Here is a 19536-nt window from a genome sequence, read left to right as displayed (position 1 = left end):
GGTGCGAGCACGGGCGGCAGCCGCGGCGCCGCCGCCACCACCACCACCACCACCACCACGACTAGGCGTAGCGCTTCTGGATGGTGGCGCGCAGCAGTTCCACGGAGTCCCGGGGCTTGAGCGCCTCGTCGGCGAGGCGGTCCAGCGCGATCCGGTACTCCTCCGTCTCGTCCAGGTCCTCGAGGAAGTTGGCGCTCCTGATGTGTTCCAGGTAGACCACGTCGGGCAGATCGAGCCCGCCGAAGCGCAGATAGGTCACCGGGATCGCCGGGGCCGACGCGTTCGTCACGTCCAGCGGCACGATCTGCAGGGTCACATTGGCCCGCTCGGCCATCGTCACCAGGTGCTCGAGCTGTTCGCGCATCACCGCGGGACTGCCCAGGACACGCAGCAGGACCGACTCGTCGATGACGGCCCACAGCTGCGGCGCGCCGTCGCGCCGCAGCAACTCGGCTCTCCGCATGCGCAGTTCGACCCGGCGCTGCACCTCGCTCGCCGGGGCGTTCGGCAGCCCTCGTTCGACCACCGCGCGGGTGTAGGCGGCGGTCTGCAGCAGTCCGGGGACGTACTGGATCTCGAAGGTGCGGATGGTGGCGGCGGCCTCCTGGAGTCCGACCAGACGGTCGAACCATTCGGGCATCAGCCGCTTGTCGTACCGCTGCCACCAGCCCGGCTCTCCGGCCCGCTGGAGCAGTTTGAGCAGCACCGAGGCCTCGTAGCCGTCGGTGCCGTACAGCTCCAGCAGTGCGCGGACATCGCGCTCGGTCGGCGGGCGGCGGCCCTTGCCGGACTCGATACGGGACAGCTTCGCCCCGCTGAAGCCGACGGAGCGCGCCGCCTGGTCCTGGGACAGCCCGGCATCCTCGCGGAAGCCCGCCAGCTGCACGCCGACCAGCATCTTCAAGAGGGTCGGCGCGGGCTCCGGCCTGTCCAGATAGGGTTCCAGACGGGAGATGCGATGCGACGCGGCGGACATCCTGACTCCCAGCAGACCGGGCACAAGGGCGGTTTACATTATCGCATCTGACAGGCACTCACCGCATCCGCGCGGAGAAGCCACGCGGAAATGAGGGAGGGAGCTCCGTTCACCGGCGCCGCGCCGGGCGCCCGGCGCCGGCTCCCGGGCCGCCTCAGAGGAGGTGGTCGAACTCGCCGTCCTTCGCACCGGCCAGGAAGGCGGCCAGCTCCGCGGCCGTGTAGACGAGGGCGGGGCCGTCGGGGTCACGGGAGTTGCGCATGGCGATCCCCCCGCCGGTCAGCGGAGCCACCTCGACACAGTTGCCCTCGGCGTTGCTGTGCCGGCTCTTGATCCAGCGGGCGTCCAACTGGCTGGCCCGCACTCCGTTGCGCACTCCTGGCACCGCTGTCTCCTTGCTGCTCGCGTTCCCCACCGCCCCCGGCTTCCCGCCACCGTCGGCTTCCCACCGCGCGTGGCGAAAAATCTCGCGCAATTTCTCGTGCAATTGCACGCGGGTGCTGACAGCGTGGATAATAGCCGCGGCGTCAACCCCTGTGCGGACGCCACGTCCTGACGTCGCATCGAGGAGATGCCGTGTCATCACCTGCGCATCCAGTGCTCCGGTCACCGGCCGTGGCCGTGGTACCGGCGGGTGGCCCCGGCACGGCCCCGGCATCCCCCCACGCACCGCTCCCGGCGGTGCCCCACGAGGATCCTCACCCGGTGCGGGAGACGGTCCGCGCCGTGTCCGCCTCGGCGGCGCTGCGCATCACGTGCGGTCCGGAGGACCTCGCCCGTGCGCGGTCCTTCACGCGGGACACGCTGGGCGTCCGGTCACTCGGCCACCGCTGTGACGACGCCACCCTCGTGATGACCGAGCCGGCCGCCAACGCCGTGATCCACGCGGCACCGGGCCGCGCGGGTGCGCCGGACGTCCGTCTCGGATTCCACCCGCGACCGGCGCACCTCCTGCTCACCGTCTCCGACCCCGACGACCACCCGCCCGTCCACACGCCCGGCGCGTGCTCCGGCCTGGAGGAGCACGGCCGGGGGCTGTACATCGTCGACGCCCTGTCCGAGGCGGGGGCCTGGGCCCCGGCGGCTCCGGCCGGCAAGACGGTGTGGGCCCGGTTGTCGACCCACCCGCCCACCTGACACGACTGCCGCGGAAAGGCACCCACGCCATGCGCAGCGCTTCGACGGAACAGCCGAGCAGCGAGCGCCCTGTGCGCCACACGTCCCCCACCGGAGTGGCACGGACCACGCCCCTCACGGCAGTGTCCCGCGTGCCGTGGGCCGAGATGCAGGACTCCACCGGATCGGCGGCGGCGATCCCGCTGCTGCTCAACGGCATCGCCTGGGGGGACTCCGGTACGGCCCTGGCCGCCCTTGAGGACCTGCGGAAACGGATCTGCCAGTACGGCTTCGTCACGGAGCAGGCGACCGCCGCCACGGTCCCCTTCCTCTGGGAGCTGGCCCAGCTCCCGCACGTCACCTGCCGGGCCCGGATCATCGAGCTGCTCAAGGCCATCGCCGACGCCCGGCAGTGGGAGAGCACCGCCGCCGCGTACCCCAAGCTGCTCAACCACCGGGAGAACCCGGTGGCCTGGGAGCGGGCCGCCCGGCAGGCGGTGCGCGCCCGGCGCGGCGACCTGAACCGGCTGATGACCGAGCCGGACACCGAGATCGCCCGCGCCACCACGGAACTCGCCCGCGCCCTGGCCGACTGAGGCCTCGGGCGGACTTTCCGGGGTGGCCCGGTCATGGAACGCGCGCGGCCTTCGGGGGACGAGTCGCGCGCGGGGGGAGGGTCGCGCGCGGCCGAGGGGGAAGGCCGCGCGCGACCCGCGGGACCGGTGCGAGGCGAGGGCCGGCCCTCGCCTCGTGCGGCGCGGCGGGTGTAGACATGGCACATGGTCCGACTCATGGGTCGATCCCGGACCCGGTCGCCCCTGTCATCCGGCGCCGCGGCGTCCGCACGGCTCAGCCGGGAGGGAGACGGCCGCTCCCGGTGGCATCCGGTGGCGGCACTGCGGTCGGTACTGAGCGGGCGCAGTGTCGCCGGACAGGTGTTCGTCCTGTATCTGGTGATCGTCCTGCTGCTGGTCGTGGCCGCCGTCGTGGCACTGGTGCTCCAGGTGCGAAGGGACAGCACAGAGGAGGCCCGCAACCGTTCGCTGGCCGTGGCGGAGACCTTCGCGAACGCGCCGGGTCTTACCGAGGCACTGGACTCCCCCGACCCCACGGCGGTGCTCCAGCCGCGCGCCGAGGCGGCCCGCAAGCTGGCGCGTGTGGACTTCGTCGTCGTCATGAACACCGACGGCATCCGTTACACGCATCCCAAGCGGGACCGCATCGGCAAACAGTTCGTCGGCACCATCGAGCCGGCACTGGCCGGGGAGCCGGTCGTGGAGGAGGTCAAGGGCACCATCGGACAGCTGGTGCAGGCGGTGGTACCGGTCGAGGACGACGACGGCACGGTGGTGGGCCTGGTGTCGGCCGGCATCACGACCGAGAACGTCGGTGGCGCCGCCGAGGCCGAGCTGCCGCTCGTCCTGAGCGCGGCGCTCGCCGCGCTCGCCCTGGCCACCGGGGGCGCGGCCCTGGTCAGCAGACGGCTGCTGCGGCAGACCCACGGCCTCGGCCCGCGCGAGATGACCCGGATGTACGAACACCACGACGCGGTGCTCCACTCGGTGCGCGAGGGCGTGATCATCGTCGACGGCGACGGCACCCTGATGCTCGCCAACGACGAGGCGCGCCGTCTGTTCGGCCTGCCCGAGGACGCCGAGGGCCGGCATGTGCTGGACATCGGCCTCGATCCCGGCACCGCAGGCCTGCTGTCCTCGGGACGGGTGGCCACCGACGAGGTGCACCGGGTGGGCGACCGGCTGCTGGCGGTCAACCAGCGGCCCACCGACCGCGCGGGCGGCCCGCGCGGCAGCGTCGCCACGGTCCGCGACTCCACCGAGCTGCGTGCCCTGTCCGGCCGGGCCGAGGCCTCCCGCGAGCGGCTCGACATGCTGTACGACGCGGGGGTGGGCATCGGGACGAGTCTGGACGTCACCCGCACGGCCGAGGAGCTCGCCGAGCTGGCCGTGCCCCGGTTCGCCGACTTCGTCACGGTGGACCTGTTCGAGTCGGTGCTGGCCGGCGGCCAGCCCGACGCTGCCGCCGCCCTGCGCCGCACGGCCGTGACGGGGATCGCCGACGACGCGCCGCTCTACCCCGGGGACGAGAAGATCCGCTTCGTCGCGTCGTCCCCGCAGGGCCGGAGCCTGGCGAGCGGCCGCCCGGTCCTCGAGCCCCGGCTCGGTGAGGCGCCGGGCTGGCGGGCGCAGGACGTGCAGCGCTCCGGTCAGGTCGTGGACTACGGCATCCACTCGCTGATCACCGTTCCGCTGCGGGCCGGTTCCCTGGTGCTGGGCGTGGTCAGTTTCTGGCGTTCCCGCAAGCCCGGCCCGTTCGACGCCGAGGAGCTGGCCCTGGCCGAGGAACTGGTGGCCCGGGCCGCGGTCTCCATCGACAACGCGCGCCGCTACACGCGCGAGCACAGCATGGCGGTGACGCTCCAGCAGAGCCTGCTGCCGCGCAGCCTGCCGGAGCAGAGCGCCCTGGAGATCGCCTATCGCTACCTTCCGGCGCAGGCCGGGGTGGGCGGGGACTGGTTCGACGTCCTGCCGCTGTCCGGCGCGCGGGTGGCGCTGGTGGTCGGCGACGTCGTCGGGCACGGCCTGCACGCGGCGGCCACGATGGGACGGCTGCGTACGGCGGTGCACAACTTCTCCGCGCTCGACCTCCCGCCCGACGAGCTCCTCGGTCTGCTGGACGAGCTCGTCGCCCGCATCGACCAGGACGAGGCACAGGACGAGGAGGCGGCACCGGTGACCGGGGCGACCTGTCTGTACGCCGTGTACGACCCGGTCACGCGGCACTGCACCGTCGCCCGCGCGGGCCATCCCCCGCCGGCCGTGGTCCGGCCGGACGGCACCGTGGAGTTCCCGGACGTGCCCGCCGGTCCCCCGCTGGGACTCGGCGGTCTGCCGTTCGAGTCGGCCGACCTGGAGCTGCCGGAGGGCAGCAGGGTGGTCCTCTACACCGACGGGCTGGTCGAGGACCGCACGCGGGACATCGACGTCGGTCTGGACCAGCTGCGTGAGGCGCTGTCCCGGGCCGGGGACTCCCCCGAGGACACCTGCAGGGTCGTACTGGACTCACGGCGCCCGGTCCGGGCCGGGGACGACATCGCCCTGATCGTGGCGCGGACGCGGGTGCTGGCCGCGGACCGGATAGCCGAGTGGCCGGTGCCGCCGGATCCGGCGGCCGTCGGCGAGGTGCGGGCCGCGGTGACCCGGAAGCTGGCCGAGTGGGGACTGGCGGAACTCACGTTCGGCACGGAGCTGATCCTGAGCGAGCTGGTCACCAACGCGCTCCGCTACGGCGGCAGCCCCATCCAGGTGCGCATGCTGCACGACCGCAGTCTGGTCTGCGAGGTCTACGACAGCAGCAGCACCTCGCCGCATCTGCGGCACGCGACGATGACGGACGAGGGCGGACGCGGGCTGTTCCTGGTGGCCCAGGTCGCAGAACGCTGGGGCACCCGCTACCTTCCCGCCGGCAAGGTCATCTGGGCGGAGCAGCCCCTCCCCTGAGGCATAAGCACTACCGTGGAGTGCCCATAAGTGATGCTTATGACCTCATAGAGAGGACCCGCGTACCAAGTTAGGCATGCCTCAGTTTAGGCTTCCTCACGAGTCGCCTGTCATCACTCGAAGGGAACCTGACCATGCCCCGCCCCCTGCGGGTAGCCATCGTCGGATCCGGCCCCGCCGGGATCTACGCCGCCGACGCCCTGCTCAAGTCCGACGTCGCCGCCGAACCGGGCGTGTCCATCGACATCTTCGAGCGCATGCCGGCGCCGTTCGGACTGATCCGTTACGGCGTCGCCCCCGACCACCCGCGGATCAAGGGCATCATCACCGCCCTCCACCAGGTGCTCGACAAGCCGCAGATCCGTCTGTTCGGCAATGTGGACTACGGTACTGACCTCCACCTCGACGACCTGCGCACGTTCTACGACGGCGTGATCTTCGCGACCGGCGCGACGGCCGACCGCGCGCTGCCCGTCCCGGGCATCGACCTGGACGGCTCCTACGGCGCCGCGGACTTCGTCTCCTGGTACGACGGCCACCCCGACGTGCCGCGCACCTGGCCGCTCGAGGCCGAGAAGGTCGCCGTGCTCGGCGTCGGAAACGTCGCCCTCGACGTCGCCCGGATCCTCGCCAAGACCGCCGACGAGCTGCTGCCGACGGAGATCCCGGCCAACGTGTACGAGGGCCTGAAGGCCAACAAGGCACTGGAGATCCACGTGTTCGGGCGCCGTGGCCCGGCGCAGGCGAAGTTCAGCCCGATGGAGCTGCGGGAGCTCGACCACTCCCCCACCATCGAGGTCGTCGTCGACCCCGAGGACATCGACTACGACGAGGGGTCGATCGCCACCCGGCGCGGCAACAAGCAGGCCGACATGGTCGCCAAGACCCTGGAGAACTGGGCGATCCGCGACACCGGCGACCGCCCGCACAAGCTGTTCCTGCACTTCTTCGAGTCCCCCGTGGAGATCCTCGGCGAGGACGGCAGGGTCGTCGGCCTGCGCACCGAGCGCACCGCGCTCGACGGCACCGGTAACGTCAAGGGCACCGGCGAGTTCAAGGACTGGGACGTCAGCGCGGTCTACCGGGCCGTCGGCTACCTCTCCGACGAACTCCCCAAGCTGCCCTGGGACATCGACTCCGGCACCGTGCCGGACCGGGGCGGCCGCGTCGTCCAGGACACCGGGGAGCACCTGCCGTCCACGTACGTCACCGGCTGGATCCGGCGCGGTCCGGTGGGCCTGATCGGTCACACCAAGGGCGACGCCAACGAGACCGTGGCGAACCTGCTGGAGGACTACGCGGGCGGGCGGCTCCTCGCGCCCGAGTCCCCGGCTCCGGAGGCGGTGGACGCGTTCCTCGCCGAGCGCGGCGTCCGCTTCACCACCTGGGACGGCTGGTACCGCCTGGACGCCGCGGAGAAGGCGCTGGGCGAGCCCCAGGGCCGCGAGCGCGTGAAGATCGTGGAGCGCGAGGACATGCTGCGGGAGAGCGGCGCCTGAACCGCGCCCTTCGCCCCTTCGAGGGCCGCCCCGTCGGGTGCCCGCCCGGTCCCGGACCTGGCGGGCGCCCGGCGCCGGTCAGTCCGGAAGGGTCAGCCGGCCGGTCTCGCCCGGCTCGACACGGACCGTACGGCGGTCCGGGAGGTGCACGTCGATCGGGGAACGGCCGGACGCGGGCACCGTGATCTCCAGCAGACCGCGCTCCAGCCGCAGCCGCACGCCCCAGTGGCCGTGGTAGCGCAGCGTGAAGCCGTAGGAGGACAGCTCCGGCAGGGGCACCGGGTCGAGCCACAGGGCTCCGCCGCGGGTCTCCAGACCGGTCAGTCCGCGCTGGACCAGATCGAGTGTGCCGGCCATGGCGCCGAGGTGGATGCCTTCTCCCGTGGTGCCGCCCTGGATGTCGGCGATGTCCGCCTGAAGGGCCTCCTGGCAGAACTTCCAGGCGTCCGCGCGCCGTGCCCGGGCCAGGACCCAGCCGTGGACCAGGCCGCTGAGGGTGGAGCCGTGACTGGTGCGGTGCAGGTAGTGGTCCACCGTGCGCCGCCAGATCCGTTCGTCGAAACTCAGCCCCAGCCGGTGGAAGACGCCCTGGAGCTCGGCGGGCGAGAAGAGGTAACCCAGCATCAGGACGTCCGCCTGCTTGGACGCCTGGTAGCGGTTGACGGTGTCGCCCTCGGCCTCCAGGATCCGGTCCAGGCGCCGGATGTCGCCGTACCGGCGCCGGTAGCCCCGCCAGTCGAGCTCTGCGAGTTCCGCGTAGCCCTCGAACTGGCTGATGACACCGTCGTGGAAGGGGACGTGGAGCAGGCGGGAGACGTCTTCCCACTGCTCCAGTTCGCCCCCGTCCAGTCCGGTCCGCTCGGCGAGCTCGCGGCGCCGAGGCTCGGGAAGGCCGCGCAGCACGTCCAGGGTGCGGGCGAGCACCCAGGTGGCCGTGACATTGGTGTAGGCGTTGTCGTCCAGGCCCGGTTCGGCGGCGTCCGGGTAGGCGTCGTGGTACTCGTCGGGACCGACGACACCCTTGATGCGGTACCGGCCGAGCCGGTCGTCGAAGACGGCCGAGTCCGCCCAGAACCGGGAGATCTGGAGCAGCATCTCGGCGCCCTTGGTGTGCAGGAACTCCTCGTCGCCGCTGGCCTCGCAGTACTGCCACACGTTGTAGGCGATCGCCGAGCCCACGTGGTGCTGGAGGTGGGAGTGGTCGGGCAGCCAGCGCCCCGAGCGGGGGTTGAGGTGCAGCTGCTGGGTCTCCTCCCGCCCGTCGCTGCCGCTCTGCCACGGGTACATCGCGCCCCGGCGCCCCGCGTCCGACGCGGCGGTGCGGGCCCGCTCCAGACGCCGGTGCCGGTGGTGCAGCAGGGCCCGCGAGACCTCCGGGAAGTGCAGGTTGAGGTAGGGCAGGACGAACAGCTCGTCCCAGAAGACGTGCCCCCGGTAGGCCTCCCCGTGCAGTCCCCGTGCGGGGACCCCGACGTCCAGGTCCGCGGTGTGCGGGGAGAGGGTCTGCAGGACGTGGAAGAGGTGCAGCCGCAGGACGCGTTCCGCCTCGTCGTCCACGTCCAGCTCGGCCCTGCGCCAGAGCTGCTCCCAGGCCGTCAGGTGCGGCGCCAGCAGCGCGTCGAAGTCACCCGCCCGGCCCACCCGGTCGACCGCGGCGTGCAGCGGGTCGCTGATCGCGGGGTCCCGGGAGGTGTGCAGGGCGACGATCTTGTCGACGGTGACGGTGCGTCCGGCGGCCAGTTCCAGCCGGGTCGTCTGCACGGCGCGGGAGCGCTCGTCCCCGATCGTGACGGGCGCGGGCGAGGTCAGACGGGCGGCGAAGGCGATCCGCACGTCCGAGGTGCGGGTGCGGCACCGCAGCCACACCGTGTCCGCGGCGGCCGTTCCGGTGAGCACGTGGGTCAGATGGCGACCGTCCAGATCCCGGTAGCGCGGCACCCCGGCGTTGGTGACACCGCCGTCGATCGCCGCCTCGGTCTCCAGGGTGCCGGAGAACCCCTCGGCGGTGAACTCGGTGCGCAGACCCGCCAGATGGGGGTCCGCCATGTGCACGAACCGGAGCTGGCGCACGAGCAGCGCCCGCCCCGCGCCCAGACCGTAGCGCGTCCTGCGCTCCAGCAGCCCCGAGGCCAGGTGCAGCGTCACGACGTGGTCGGACACGGCCGCCGTGTCGGGGGTGAGCCAGGGCTCCCCCGGCAGGCGGAAGCGCAGCGGGAGCCAGTTGGGCAGGTTGACCATGTCCTCGTTCTCGACCTGCCGTCCGGCGACCTGGGAGGTGAGCCGGTTGTAGACGCCGGCCGCGTACGTCCCCGGGTAGTGCACCTCGTCCGCGGAACACTCCGCCAGGGCGCCCCGGGTGGCGAAGTACCCGTTGCCCAGGGTGCACAGCGATTCCCTGAGGCGGGCGTCGGCGTGGTCGTAACCCTTGTACTCCCAGGTCCACTCCGTCACTCGACACTCCTCCGCCGCGGCCGGGGTCGCCCCATGGGTACCCCCGCCGGGTCCCCACCACACACGGAGCCGGCCGGCGCCCTACCGCTCCCCCACCGGAACCCGCCACAGGAGTGTGGTGCCCCCGCCCGCGGATCCGGTGACGTCGAAGGTGCCGCCGAGCTGCTGCGCGCGCTCGGCCATGTTGCGCAGGCCGCTGCGGCGGCCCCCGGAGGGGATGCCCACGCCGTTGTCCGCGACCGTCAGCCGCACCTCGCGCCCGTCGGTCTGGAGGACCACGTCGGCGCGGTCGGCGCGGGCGTGCCGGGCGATGTTGGTCAGGGACTCGGAGAGCACGGCCACCAGGTGATCGGCCGTCTCCTTGGGCACGTCGGTGTCGATCAGGCCCTCCATCCGCACGCTGGGAGGGAAACCGAGCAGGGGCGCGGCCTCGCCGACGACCCGTACGACACGGGCGCGCAGACCGGTGGCGCCGCCGCCGGCGGCGGCGCGGGAGCGCAGGCCGAAGATGGTCGAGCGAATGATCTTGATGGTCTCGTCGAGGTCGTCGACGGCCCGCAGCACCCGCTCCGAGGCCTCCTTGTGCTCGATGAACCGGCCGGCGCTCTGGAGCGTCATGCCGGTGGCGAACAGCCGCTGGATGGCCAGGTCGTGCAGGTCGCGGGCGATGCGGTCGCGCTCCTCCAGGACGGCGATCTGCTCGGCGTCCTGGCGGCGTTCCGCCAGCTCCATCGCCACGGCCGCCTGGGCGGCGAAGCCCTGCAGGGGCTCGATCTCCTCCTCGGTGAACGGGTTGCGGTCGGCGGACCGGGCCAGCAGGGCGATGCCGCGCACACTGTCGCCCGACCCGATGGGCACGGCGACGGCCGGACCGAGTTCGTCGAGGCGCTGCGGGCCCGGGAAGACCCGTTCGTCGCCGGCGATGTCCGGGCTGGTGACCGGGGCTCCGGCGGTGAAGGCCCGGCCGAGCAGGCTGCCGTCCACGGGCACGACGAGCCCGCGGTGACTGTCCGCGCCCTGGCCGATGGCCAGTTCCACGGTGAGCGAGTCGGTGCCGGCCATGGGTACGGCGACCACGGCGAGGGCGGCCCCGGTGATCTCCCGGGCGCGCTCCGCGATGAGCAGGAGGGCCGTGCCGCGTTCGCTGCCGGACATGAGGGCGTGGGTGATCTCGGCGTTGGCCCGCAGCCAGCGTTCGCGCTGCCGGGACTCCTCGTACAGGCGCGCGTTGTCGATGGCGACCCCGGCGGCGACCGCCAGGGTGGACAGGACCGACTCGTCCTCCTCGTCGAACTGCGCCCCGCCCCGCTTCTCGGTCAGGTACAGGTTGCCGAACACCTGGTCACGGACCCGGATGGGGACGCCGAGGAAGGTGTTCATCGGCGGGTGGTGGGGCGGGAAACCGTACGAGGCGGGGTGGTCGGAGAGTTTCGCCACCCGCAGTGGCTCCGGATGCCGGATCAGCTCTCCGAGGATGCCGTGGCCCTCGGGGTAGTGGCCGATGCGGGCGATCTCCTCCTCGCTGACACCGACGGTGTGGAAGGCGGACAGCCGCTTGCCGTCCGGGCCGATCACGCCAAGGGCGGCGTACTGCGCCTCCACCACCGCCGCAGCGGCCTCCACGATGCTGTGCAGCACCTGTTCCAGCTCCAGCTCCCGGCCGACCGAGAGCACGGCCTCCAGCAGGCTGTGCACCCGGTCGCGGGTGCCGCGGGCCGCGTCGATACGGGACTGGAGTTCCTCCAGCAGCTCGTCGAGGCGCAGCTGCGGTAGCCGTACGCGGGCGTCCTCGTCCCGCCCGGAGCCTTCCACCCGTGTGCCTCCCGTCCGCTCGCCTCGGCACCGCCGCCCGGCTGCCTCCCGACCGGCAACCGGTAACGGTCCAGTAAAGGCGACGGTACGGCATCGGCCGGGCGGCGGGTCCGGCGGGGACCGCGGGCGGGGTCCGTCCCTGGGGGCGCTGGGCCGGTCGGCCCTGTCCGGCGACCGTCCGCCTGGGCCACAGGTCCCGTTCCGCCGGGACGACGGTCCCGCGTCGCCCGCAGGGGCGCCGTTACCCGCGGGAACAGACGTTCGCGCTTGCTATACAGGTTCTGCCGCCGGTCCGGATCCGCGGTCAAACCCCCAGTCCCGCCCCGTCCTTGGGAGACCTCATGCTGTCCGAAGAGTCCGCCGCAGTGCTGCGGGCCACCCTGCCCGCCGTGGCCGGGGCGCTCGACGAGATCACGACGCGTTTCTACGGCACCATGTTCCGTGACCGGCCCGAGCTCCTGGACGGCCTGTTCAACCGGGGCAACCAGGCCAGCGGCGCCCAGCGCCGGGCGCTCGCCGGATCCATAGCCGGGTTCGCCCAGGCACTGCTCGCCGACCCGGACAGCCGGCCGGACGCCCTGCTGGCCCGCATCGCGCACAAGCACGTCGCGGTCGGCATCACCGACGACCAGTACACGATCGTCCACAAGTACCTGTTCGGCGCGATCGCGGACGTGCTGGGCGACGCGGTGACCCCCGAGGTGGCGGCCGCCTGGGACGAGGTGTACTGGCTGATGGCCGGGGCCCTCATCGCCCGTGAGGCCCGTCTCTACCACGACGCGGGTGTCGAACCGGGTGACATCTGGCGTCCCTGGACCGTCGTGGAGCGCCACGAGGAGACGGACGACGTGGTCTCGTTCCTGGTGCGCCCCGCCGACGGCGAGCCCGCCCCGAAGGCACGGGCCGGCCAGTACGTCAGCGTGCGGCTGCTCATGCCCGACGGCGTGCACCAGCTGCGCCAGTACAGCCTGTCCTCCGACCCCGGGGAGGAGCTGCGCCGCATCACCGTCAAACGCGTCGCGGGCGAGGACGGCGCACCGGACGGCGAGGTGTCGAACCTGCTGTTCGAACGGATCGGCACCGGCGACGAGCTCACCCTCTCCGTGCCCGTCGGCGACGTCGCGCTCGACGAGGCCGACACCCCGTTGGTCCTGGTCTCGGCCGGTATCGGCTGCACCCCGATGCTGGGCATGCTCGCCCGGCTGCAGGCCACCGGCTCCACCCGGCGGGTGCTCGTCCTGCACGCCGACGGCGCACCGGCCGAGCACGCCCTGCGTGCCGAGACCCGTGAGGCGGTGAACGGACTGGCCGACGCGGAGGCGGTGTTCTGGTACGAGCGTCCCGGCCCCGAGGAGCCCGACGCGCGCAGCGGTCTGATGGACCTGGAGGGCATCGACGTCCCGGCGGACGCGACGGTGTACCTGTGCGGGCCGCTGCCGTTCATGCGCGCCGTGCGCGGCGCGCTGCTCGGCGCCGGGGTCCCCGCCCGGTCCATCCACTACGAGGTCTTCGGCCCCGACCTCTGGCTGCCCGAGGCGGCCTGACCCGCTCACGGGCCCGGGTCCCCGCGCGCCGGCACGGCGTGCGGGGACCCGGGCCCGTCTCAGACCTCCAGCTCGGCCTCGATGCGGCGCAGCTGGTGCCGCGCCATGGCCAGGTTGGCGCGGCCCGCCTCGAGGACCAGGTAGAGGAAGAGGCCGTTGCCGCCGCGTCCCTTGAGCAGGCGGATCAGGTGGTACTGGCTGTTCAGGGTGATCAGGATGTCCTCGATCTCCTCGTTCAGTCCCAGGTGCTCCATGGTGCGCAGCTTGGACCGTACGACGTCGGTGTTGCCGGCCGCGGCGACCTCCAGGTTGAAGTCCTTGCCGCCGCCCAGCGTGCCGAGGGCCATGCCGCTGGTGTAGTCGACGAGTGCGGCGGCCGTCGCGCCGTCGATGGAGCTGAGGCATTCCTTGAGGGAGGTCTCGGTGTTGGCCATGAGTGGTGTCCTTTCCGTCGTGATGGGTGGTTCGGGCCGGGCGCCGGATCCCGCGGAGGCGCACGGCCTGGAGGAAACGCGGGAGGTCAGCCGCCGGGTTGTGTCCGGGGCCGGTGTGCGGGCAGTTGCGGGGTGCGCACCGGGAGGGTGCCGATGGGCCGGGCCGGATCGGTGCCCTGGGCCCGCGCGGGGGATTCCCCGGGCGCGACCCGGTCGGCGTGCCGCCCTCCGCCCGGGCCGATGTGGGTGTCCACCAGCTCGGCGATCCGGGCGCCGCTGCGCCGGCCCTCCAGATGCAGCCGGCCCACGTTGACCCGGTCGTCGGCGAGGAGGGTGAGCACGGCGGTGGTCCCGGCGGCGTAGGTCGCGACGTAACCCCGGCTGCCGCGCACGAGGAGTTCGCGGAAGTCGCCGCGGGCGGCCGCGTCCGTCATGCGGTACGCGACCCCGAGCGCGGCGGCGGTGAGTGCGGCCAGCCCCTCCGGTTCGGTGTCCGGTACGTCGTGGGCCAGCACGAGTCCGTCGACGGTGGCCGCGAGGGAGCCCGCCAGCCGCGGTATGCGGGTGCGGAGCCGACGCAGTTCGTCCAGCACGTCGGTCTCGACGGCCATGAGCAGTCTCCTTTCGGCACGCTGCCGGCGCGCGCGGATCACAGTGCCTCCAAGGCGTCCAGGAGCCGTCTCAGCAGCGCTGTGTCGGGCTCGTCCCACGCCGCGCCGCCCGCGTCGGGGACGGGGTGGACGGGCGTGGCGGGCGGGGGTGGCGCGGGGGTGACCAGCCCGTCGGCGGCCAGGCGGCGCAGTTCGACGAGGGTGTGGAAGGTGCGGTGGGCGAGAACCGAGGCGATCTGCGCGGCGGTGCGCCCGCCGTCGACCAGGGCGAGGGTGCGGCCGCGCCGGGGCGGCAGCCGGTCGGGGTCGGCGCCTGCCGCGCGGGTGAGCGGGGCGGTGTCGACGGCTGAATCGGGCCAGATGCGGTGCAGCAGGTCACGGCGGCGCCGCGACTCGCGCAGCACGGTCGCCACCGGTACCGGACGGACCGCGCCGAGCCAGTGCGCGACACCGGGACGGAAGCGGAGCGCGGCGCCGCCGTGGACGAGCGCGAAGTACGCGGCGTCGAACAGCGCGCCCAGGTGGCACAGCTCCAGGGCCCCCGTGGTCAGACGCCCGCTGTCCACGAGCTGGCGGCCGACCCGGTGCACGGCCCCGGCCCGTTCGACCGCGTCCCACCAGCCGGCCGGTGGGACGGCACCGCTGCGGGTGAGCAGGTCGCCGAGGTCGGGACTGTACGCGGACTCGACGTGGACGACGTGTCCCGCGGAGAGGTAGAAGATCCCGGACTCCGTGGAGAGCGCCCCGGTGGCGTGGTCGGCCGCGAGGGTGCCGAGCAGCTCGGGCGCGGACCCGCCGGTGCGTGCCGCCGTGGTCATCCGAGCACCAGCCGGTCCGCCATCTCGGCCAGGCGTATGCGGGCCAGGGCGAGGTTGCCGTCGGCGCGGTCGAGCCACAGGTACAGGAAGACCGTGCTGTCGAAGGTCGTGACGACGAAGCGCAGGAGGTGGTACGCGTCCGCACCGGTCAGGATGAGGTCCTCGACGGGTGGTTCCTTGCCGGCGGTCCCCGCCGCCTTGTCGTCGGCCGGTGCGAGCGTGCCGCTCTCCATGGCCTGGCGGGCGAGTTCGGCGGTCTCGGCGGCCGTTGCCTCCGCGTCACCGCCCGGTGCGTCGCCCACCGCGCCCAGGGCGAGCCCGCTGATCCAGTCGACCACGAGGGCGCCGCGTGCCCCGGGCAGTCGCATGGCTTCCAGCAGACTCTCGTCGATTCCGGGCACGCCGGATCCCCCTCCTCGCACGGCTGTACCGCGAACGTGACGTCGACGCTACGGTGTGTGCTCGATCGAGGTGAGAGCTTTGGTGTTTTCCGGCGGAATATGCGACGGGAGTGACGCGGCCCTGGTAGGGTCCGGTTTTTTTCGCCCTCACGACGAGGCCCCTGTCCGGCCTGGTGCGGGCAGGGCCGGCCCCGATGCGGATGGTGGGCCGGCCCCGCTCGCGGGACCATTGTGATGACGTCGGCGCCGCCGGAACCACGGGTGGACCGTCTGACCGCGTGTGCGCCGCGCACACCCCGCGCGCGACACCCCGGGCGCCCCGCCACATGAGGGCCGTACGGCCGGGTAGGCGCAGGCGTGACCGCCGTCCGGCGGAGCCCCGCCTCATGCCGCCGGCCCGCGGCGACGATACTGGCAGAAGCACGTGCCCCCGCTCACGACTGGACCCATGCCGAACTCCCCAGAAGCCCGCGCCACGATCCCTCCCACGGTCCGGCTGGCCCGCGGCCGCCACACCGGAAGCCGGGCCGACGAGGCACTGAGGCGCAGCCTGCGCCGCCTCAAGGACGGCCGGGACATCGAGGACTTCCTCGAACTCCCCGCCGACGGGACCGCTCCCGACCTGGTCTTCGAAGCCCGGACGCGGGTGGCCGGCGGTGTCACCGTGCGCGCCCGGCTGAGTCTGGGCCCCGGCACGGACCGGGGCCGGGACTGGACGCTGGTCGCGGAGGCGGAGCAGCCCTGGGACCAGGGCTGGCCGTCCCCGGCGGGGATGTTCTGGGGACAGGAGCCGGACGCCGACTGGAACCACGACGCGGTGACGGACCTGCGGCCGGGCGCGATCCATCCGCTCCCGGAGGAGGACAAGGACGTACGACGGCTGCTGCGCGCGTGCGCGCGTGACGCGTGGCACGTACATGTCGTCGTCCACGAGGCGATGACCACGGACGAGCGCGGCCGGGTGCCGCTCACGCGCTGGCTGCCGCCGGGACTGCGGCACCGGGTCGTGGAGCACCGGGCCACGCCCCAGCAGTCGCGGGTGGCGAACTGGGCGTTGCGGGAGTTCGGTGTGCGGGTCCCGCGAGGAGGGGCCGCGGTGCTGCCGGGCGCTCCGGTCCCGGAGGGGTACGACGCCGACGCCTTCGCCGTGCGCGCCGTGTTCCTGGACGGTACGGAACCGGCCGGCCTGGTCGACGCGGTGACCCGCTTCGACGCACTGCCGCGCGTGCTGCCGGACGGTGCGCGGGAGGCCCTGACCGCGTTGCGGGAGGACTGGCACCTGCTGACGACCGAGGAGGAACTCGCCCGTGAGCGGGCGCTGGTCGCCATGTACGCCGAGGCACTCGAGGCCATGACCAAGTCACGGGACCTGTACCGCGAGGCCGCCGAACGCGCGCACGAGGCGCTGGCCGCGTACCAGGAATCGGCCGGCACCCCGGCCACCCGGCAGCCGCCCCCGCCCCGGACGGACTCCCCCTCCCCCCTCCAGCAGCTGACCCGCACCCTGGAGCGCCTGCGGACGGGCGGCCCCAGGCCCCGCCGCGCCGCACCCGCCGGGGACGGCGAACCGGCGCGCCGGCCGCGGGTATGACCGGTTCGTTCGGGCGAGGTGACGAAGGCGAGGTGGTCATGCCCGGCTCCATGGGGAAGGCCGATGACCATTACCAGGTGTCCCCGCGACGTGCTGCCAGATGACGGGTCCACCGGGACGACCTGCGAGGATCCCGTGTCTCGCGGGACTCGGGCGGGACATCGGACGCGTGCGCCCATGGCCGGTCCCCGCCGCCATACCGGGGCCGTCAGCGGGAATCCGCCCAGAGAAGGCTGTGCCGTGGCCGAGGGGGCCGCGGCGCGCCGGTCACCCGGAGGAGGGCAGTGGCGTTGGAGTCGACCACCGTACTGCTGATCGTCGCCGCCGTTCTCGCGATCCTGGTGCTCGCCGGCGCCGTCGCCGTCCTGGTCCGTCTGGTCCGCACGCGGCGGGAGTTGAGGCGGGCGGGTCTGCCCACGGGGCCCCGCTGGGTGTTCTGGGGCGCCGTCCTCTATCTGGTGCTGCCGGCGGACCTGCTGCCCGACCCCGTCTATCTGGACGACATCGGCGTCCTGCTGCTCGCTCTGCGCACCATGCGTGGCTCCCTCGGAGCGGGCCTGCCCGGCGCACCCCGGCGGCGGACGGCGCGACAACCCGCCGATGACTACGCTCCGTAAGGAAACCAACCACCCGTTCGATTCGTATAAGTCTCTGGAAGCCAAAAGAAGTCGGCGGACCAAGCGACGGGCCACAGAGGGCCGTTGCCCGGTCGGCGCAGCACCGACGAGGGAGAGACGATGCAACCGTTCGCGCTCAACTACGCACGTCCGGCAGTTGAGTTGGCTGTTGCCACTCCGTACGCGTATGACTCCGGACTGCAGTTGAACGTACTCGGGGACGGACGGATCGCGGCCTGCGACCACGCGCTGTTGCGTGAGGTGGGGACGACGACGTCCACCGCGGGTTCCAAGACCCACTTCGACGACTGAACGCGGACCGTAGACGATGACCGTGCTGATCCTCACTTGTGAGGAGGATGTGACCGCCGACATGGTGGTCGTGCATCTCAACGGCTCCGGAGTGCCGGTGGTGCGTCTCGACCCCGCCGACCTGACCGGTGGCGTCTCGCTGTCCGGCGAGTTCGTCCACGGCCGCTTCCGCGGCCATCTGTCCGTCGGGGGGCGGCTGGTGAGCATCGGCGGACTCAGGTCCGTGTGGGTGCGCCGGCCCGGCACCCCGGCCGGACGCGCGCCGCAGCCGTCCGCATGGCTGACCGAGGAGGCCTCGCAGGCGCTCTACGGGCTGCTGCGCGGCTGTGACGCGCGCTGGATGAACCATCCGGACGCGGCCCGCCGGGCCCGCCACAAGCCGTGGCAACTGCGTCTGGCCCAGCGCTGTGGCCTGCCCGTGCCGGCCACGGTGATCACCACTTTCCCGCGCGCGGCCAGGGAGTTCGCGGAGCGCTTCCCGGATCTGGTGGTCAAGCCGGTGTCGGGGGCGCACCCGCAGGATCCCCCGCGGGCCGTTCCGACCAGCCGGGTGGCGCCGGACACGGACTTCTCGGCGGTCGCGTTCGGGCCGACGCTGCTTCAGCGGCGGATCGCCAAGCGGGCCGACATCCGGCTGACCGTGGTGGGCGAGCGGTTGCTGGCGGCGCGCAAGGCGACGGCGCCGGACGGGGATCCGGAGGAGGTGGACGTGCGTTTCGCCGCACCCGGGTCGCCCTGGGAGCCGGTCGAGGTCCCGGCGCGCACCACCGACGCCGTTCGCGCGTACCTGCGCCGGGCCGAACTGGCTTATGGGGCTTTCGACTTCGCCGAGGACGCCGACGGGACCTGGTGGTTCCTGGAGTGCAATCAGTCGGGTCAGTTCGGATTCGTGGAGGTGGAGACGGAACAGCCGATCGCGCGGACCATCGCCGAGTGGCTGTCCCGTCCCATTCCCGACGACCCCGTGGAACTCAACGGGGCGAGTTCCACGGTGCGGTGAGCGGCCGTCACCGCACGGGGGTCAGTGGGGCCGCGGTCCGGGCAGCATGGCGGCGCGCTGCCAGCCGTTGCCGGGGGACTGCGGCCGGTCGAGGCCGGGGCCGTAGCCGGGGGACTGCAGGGGCCGCATGACCAGCTCCAGTTCCCTGCTCACGCGTTCGGCCTCGCGGCGGACCTGTGCCGGCACATCGCCGCACTCCGCGATGAGTCGGTCGTAGATGGGGGAATCCTGGAACACCCGTCAACGCGCCTTTCTGCTCGGCGGCCCCGGTGCGGGGACGCGACTGCCGAGTGTAGGCGCCCGTCCGGCGCGCGGTGGGACTTCCCCCGTACGGCGGTCGGTCAGGCGCCCGTCGTCGAGCCGGGACGGACGATCATCAGCACGGTGACAGTCGCCCAGAGCAGGTTGAACACCCCTGTGAACACCGCGAGTCGGACGGTGTCCTGCGGGTCGGCCGGCTGGTGGGCGGCCAGCCGGCCGACGAGTTCGTCCTGTCGGGGCAGCACGAAGGCGAGGAGGACCCCGGCCGCCACCGCGGTCAGGGTGATCGAGGCGATGAGCCAGCCGTCGCCCAGCACCCCCATCGCGAGGGCGGTGGCGAGGCCGAGGGCGGGCACGAGCACCCCCAGGCGGGCGTAGACCCTGCAGATGCGGTGGAGCAGGGTGACGGCGGTGACCGCCTTCGGGGCGGGTCCGTCGGCCTCCGCAGGGGCGGCGCGGCGTACGGCCGGCGGGAACATGCTGGCCGCGACGGTCACGGGACCGACGGCGACGATGGCGGCCAGGACATGGAGGGACAGCAGGAGCTTGGTCACCGGAACTCTTTCCTTGGTGTG

Annotated in this window: 19 protein-coding genes; 9 read left to right on the top strand and 10 right to left on the bottom strand. The window is 72.9% G+C overall.

Annotation, left to right across the window (positions count from 1 at the left end):
• Positions 1-61: 61 nt before the first annotated feature.
• Both BU52_RS04540 and BU52_RS04535 read right to left on the bottom strand, forming a co-directional pair.
• Positions 62-976: a helix-turn-helix domain-containing protein gene (locus BU52_RS04540; protein ID WP_037928882.1), complete on the bottom strand. Its 915-nt coding sequence runs from the start codon at positions 974-976 to the stop codon at positions 62-64.
• Positions 977-1130: 154 nt separating this feature from the next.
• Positions 1131-1361: a DUF397 domain-containing protein gene (locus BU52_RS04535; protein ID WP_037928431.1), complete on the bottom strand. Its 231-nt coding sequence runs from the start codon at positions 1359-1361 to the stop codon at positions 1131-1133.
• A 167-nt stretch (positions 1362-1528) separates the two neighbouring features.
• Here BU52_RS04535 and BU52_RS04530 point away from each other — a divergent pair, with 167 nt between their 5' ends.
• The 4 genes from BU52_RS04530 (at position 1529) to BU52_RS04515 (ending at position 7109) form a co-directional block, all read left to right on the top strand.
• Complete coding sequence (locus BU52_RS04530) at positions 1529-2113, top strand: ATP-binding protein (RefSeq protein ID WP_037928428.1); 585 nt, start codon at positions 1529-1531, stop codon at positions 2111-2113.
• 29 nt (positions 2114-2142) lie between these two features.
• Positions 2143-2688 carry a hypothetical protein gene (locus tag BU52_RS04525; RefSeq protein ID WP_037928426.1) on the top strand — a complete coding sequence of 182 codons (546 nt, stop codon included), beginning with the start codon at positions 2143-2145 and terminating at the stop codon, positions 2686-2688.
• Between the two features lie 183 nt (positions 2689-2871).
• The gene (locus tag BU52_RS04520) at positions 2872-5610 is read left to right on the top strand and encodes a SpoIIE family protein phosphatase (RefSeq protein ID WP_107061079.1); all 2739 of its coding nucleotides are present in this window, start codon (positions 2872-2874) and stop codon (positions 5608-5610) included.
• Positions 5611-5744: 134 nt separating this feature from the next.
• Positions 5745-7109: an FAD-dependent oxidoreductase gene (locus BU52_RS04515; protein WP_037928421.1), complete on the top strand. Its 1365-nt coding sequence runs from the start codon at positions 5745-5747 to the stop codon at positions 7107-7109.
• A gap of 78 nt (positions 7110-7187) precedes the next feature.
• Here the strand turns inward: BU52_RS04515 and BU52_RS04510 are convergent, their stop codons facing one another.
• Together BU52_RS04510 and BU52_RS04505 are read right to left on the bottom strand one after the other, a co-directional pair.
• The gene (locus BU52_RS04510) at positions 7188-9560 is read right to left on the bottom strand and encodes a glycoside hydrolase family 65 protein (RefSeq protein ID WP_037928419.1); all 2373 of its coding nucleotides are present in this window, start codon (positions 9558-9560) and stop codon (positions 7188-7190) included.
• Between the two features lie 81 nt (positions 9561-9641).
• Positions 9642-11372, bottom strand: a complete 1731-nt coding sequence (locus BU52_RS04505; RefSeq protein ID WP_037928414.1) for a sensor histidine kinase — start codon at positions 11370-11372, stop codon at positions 9642-9644.
• Between the two features lie 341 nt (positions 11373-11713).
• Here BU52_RS04505 and BU52_RS04500 point away from each other — a divergent pair, with 341 nt between their 5' ends.
• The gene (locus BU52_RS04500; RefSeq protein ID WP_037928412.1) at positions 11714-12916 is read left to right on the top strand and encodes a globin domain-containing protein; all 1203 of its coding nucleotides are present in this window, start codon (positions 11714-11716) and stop codon (positions 12914-12916) included.
• Between the two features lie 59 nt (positions 12917-12975).
• On the opposite strand, the gene BU52_RS04495 is transcribed toward BU52_RS04500, so the two are convergent.
• The 4 genes from BU52_RS04495 to BU52_RS04480 form a co-directional block, all read right to left on the bottom strand.
• A complete protein-coding gene (locus tag BU52_RS04495; protein WP_037928407.1) occupies positions 12976-13350 on the bottom strand; it encodes a roadblock/LC7 domain-containing protein in 375 nt (124 codons plus the stop codon).
• Between the two features lie 86 nt (positions 13351-13436).
• Entirely contained in the window at positions 13437-13961 is a 525-nt protein-coding gene (locus BU52_RS04490) for a roadblock/LC7 domain-containing protein (RefSeq protein WP_037928405.1), read from the bottom strand.
• Between the two features lie 38 nt (positions 13962-13999).
• Positions 14000-14779 carry a hypothetical protein gene (locus BU52_RS04485; protein WP_037928402.1) on the bottom strand — a complete coding sequence of 260 codons (780 nt, stop codon included), beginning with the start codon at positions 14777-14779 and terminating at the stop codon, positions 14000-14002.
• Positions 14776-15180 (bottom strand): hypothetical protein, encoded by a 405-nt coding sequence (locus BU52_RS04480; RefSeq protein WP_037928399.1) that lies wholly within the window; start codon positions 15178-15180, stop codon positions 14776-14778. The genes BU52_RS04485 and BU52_RS04480 overlap by 4 nt, the downstream gene beginning before the upstream one ends.
• A gap of 448 nt (positions 15181-15628) precedes the next feature.
• Here BU52_RS04480 and BU52_RS04475 point away from each other — a divergent pair, with 448 nt between their 5' ends.
• From BU52_RS04475 to tgmB, 4 genes are all read left to right on the top strand, one after another.
• A complete protein-coding gene (locus BU52_RS04475) occupies positions 15629-16771 on the top strand; it encodes a hypothetical protein (protein WP_037928396.1) in 1143 nt (380 codons plus the stop codon).
• A gap of 290 nt (positions 16772-17061) precedes the next feature.
• Positions 17062-17388, top strand: a complete 327-nt coding sequence (locus tag BU52_RS04470) for a YkvA family protein (protein WP_037928880.1) — start codon at positions 17062-17064, stop codon at positions 17386-17388.
• 120 nt (positions 17389-17508) lie between these two features.
• Positions 17509-17700 (top strand): putative ATP-grasp-modified RiPP, encoded by a 192-nt coding sequence (gene tgmA / locus BU52_RS04465; RefSeq protein ID WP_004935783.1) that lies wholly within the window; start codon positions 17509-17511, stop codon positions 17698-17700.
• A 16-nt stretch (positions 17701-17716) separates the two neighbouring features.
• Complete coding sequence (gene tgmB, locus BU52_RS04460; RefSeq protein ID WP_037928390.1) at positions 17717-18700, top strand: ATP-grasp ribosomal peptide maturase; 984 nt, start codon at positions 17717-17719, stop codon at positions 18698-18700.
• 21 nt (positions 18701-18721) lie between these two features.
• On the opposite strand, the gene BU52_RS04455 is transcribed toward tgmB, so the two are convergent.
• Positions 18722-18937: a hypothetical protein gene (locus BU52_RS04455; protein WP_037928388.1), complete on the bottom strand. Its 216-nt coding sequence runs from the start codon at positions 18935-18937 to the stop codon at positions 18722-18724.
• Between the two features lie 104 nt (positions 18938-19041).
• Complete coding sequence (locus BU52_RS04450; protein WP_037928385.1) at positions 19042-19515, bottom strand: membrane protein; 474 nt, start codon at positions 19513-19515, stop codon at positions 19042-19044.
• Positions 19516-19536 lie beyond the last annotated feature (21 nt).

Source organism: Streptomyces toyocaensis (assembly GCF_000725125.1).
GTDB lineage: Bacteria > Actinomycetota > Actinomycetes > Streptomycetales > Streptomycetaceae > Streptomyces > Streptomyces toyocaensis.
This window is presented reverse-complemented; position numbering and strand designations above follow the sequence as displayed.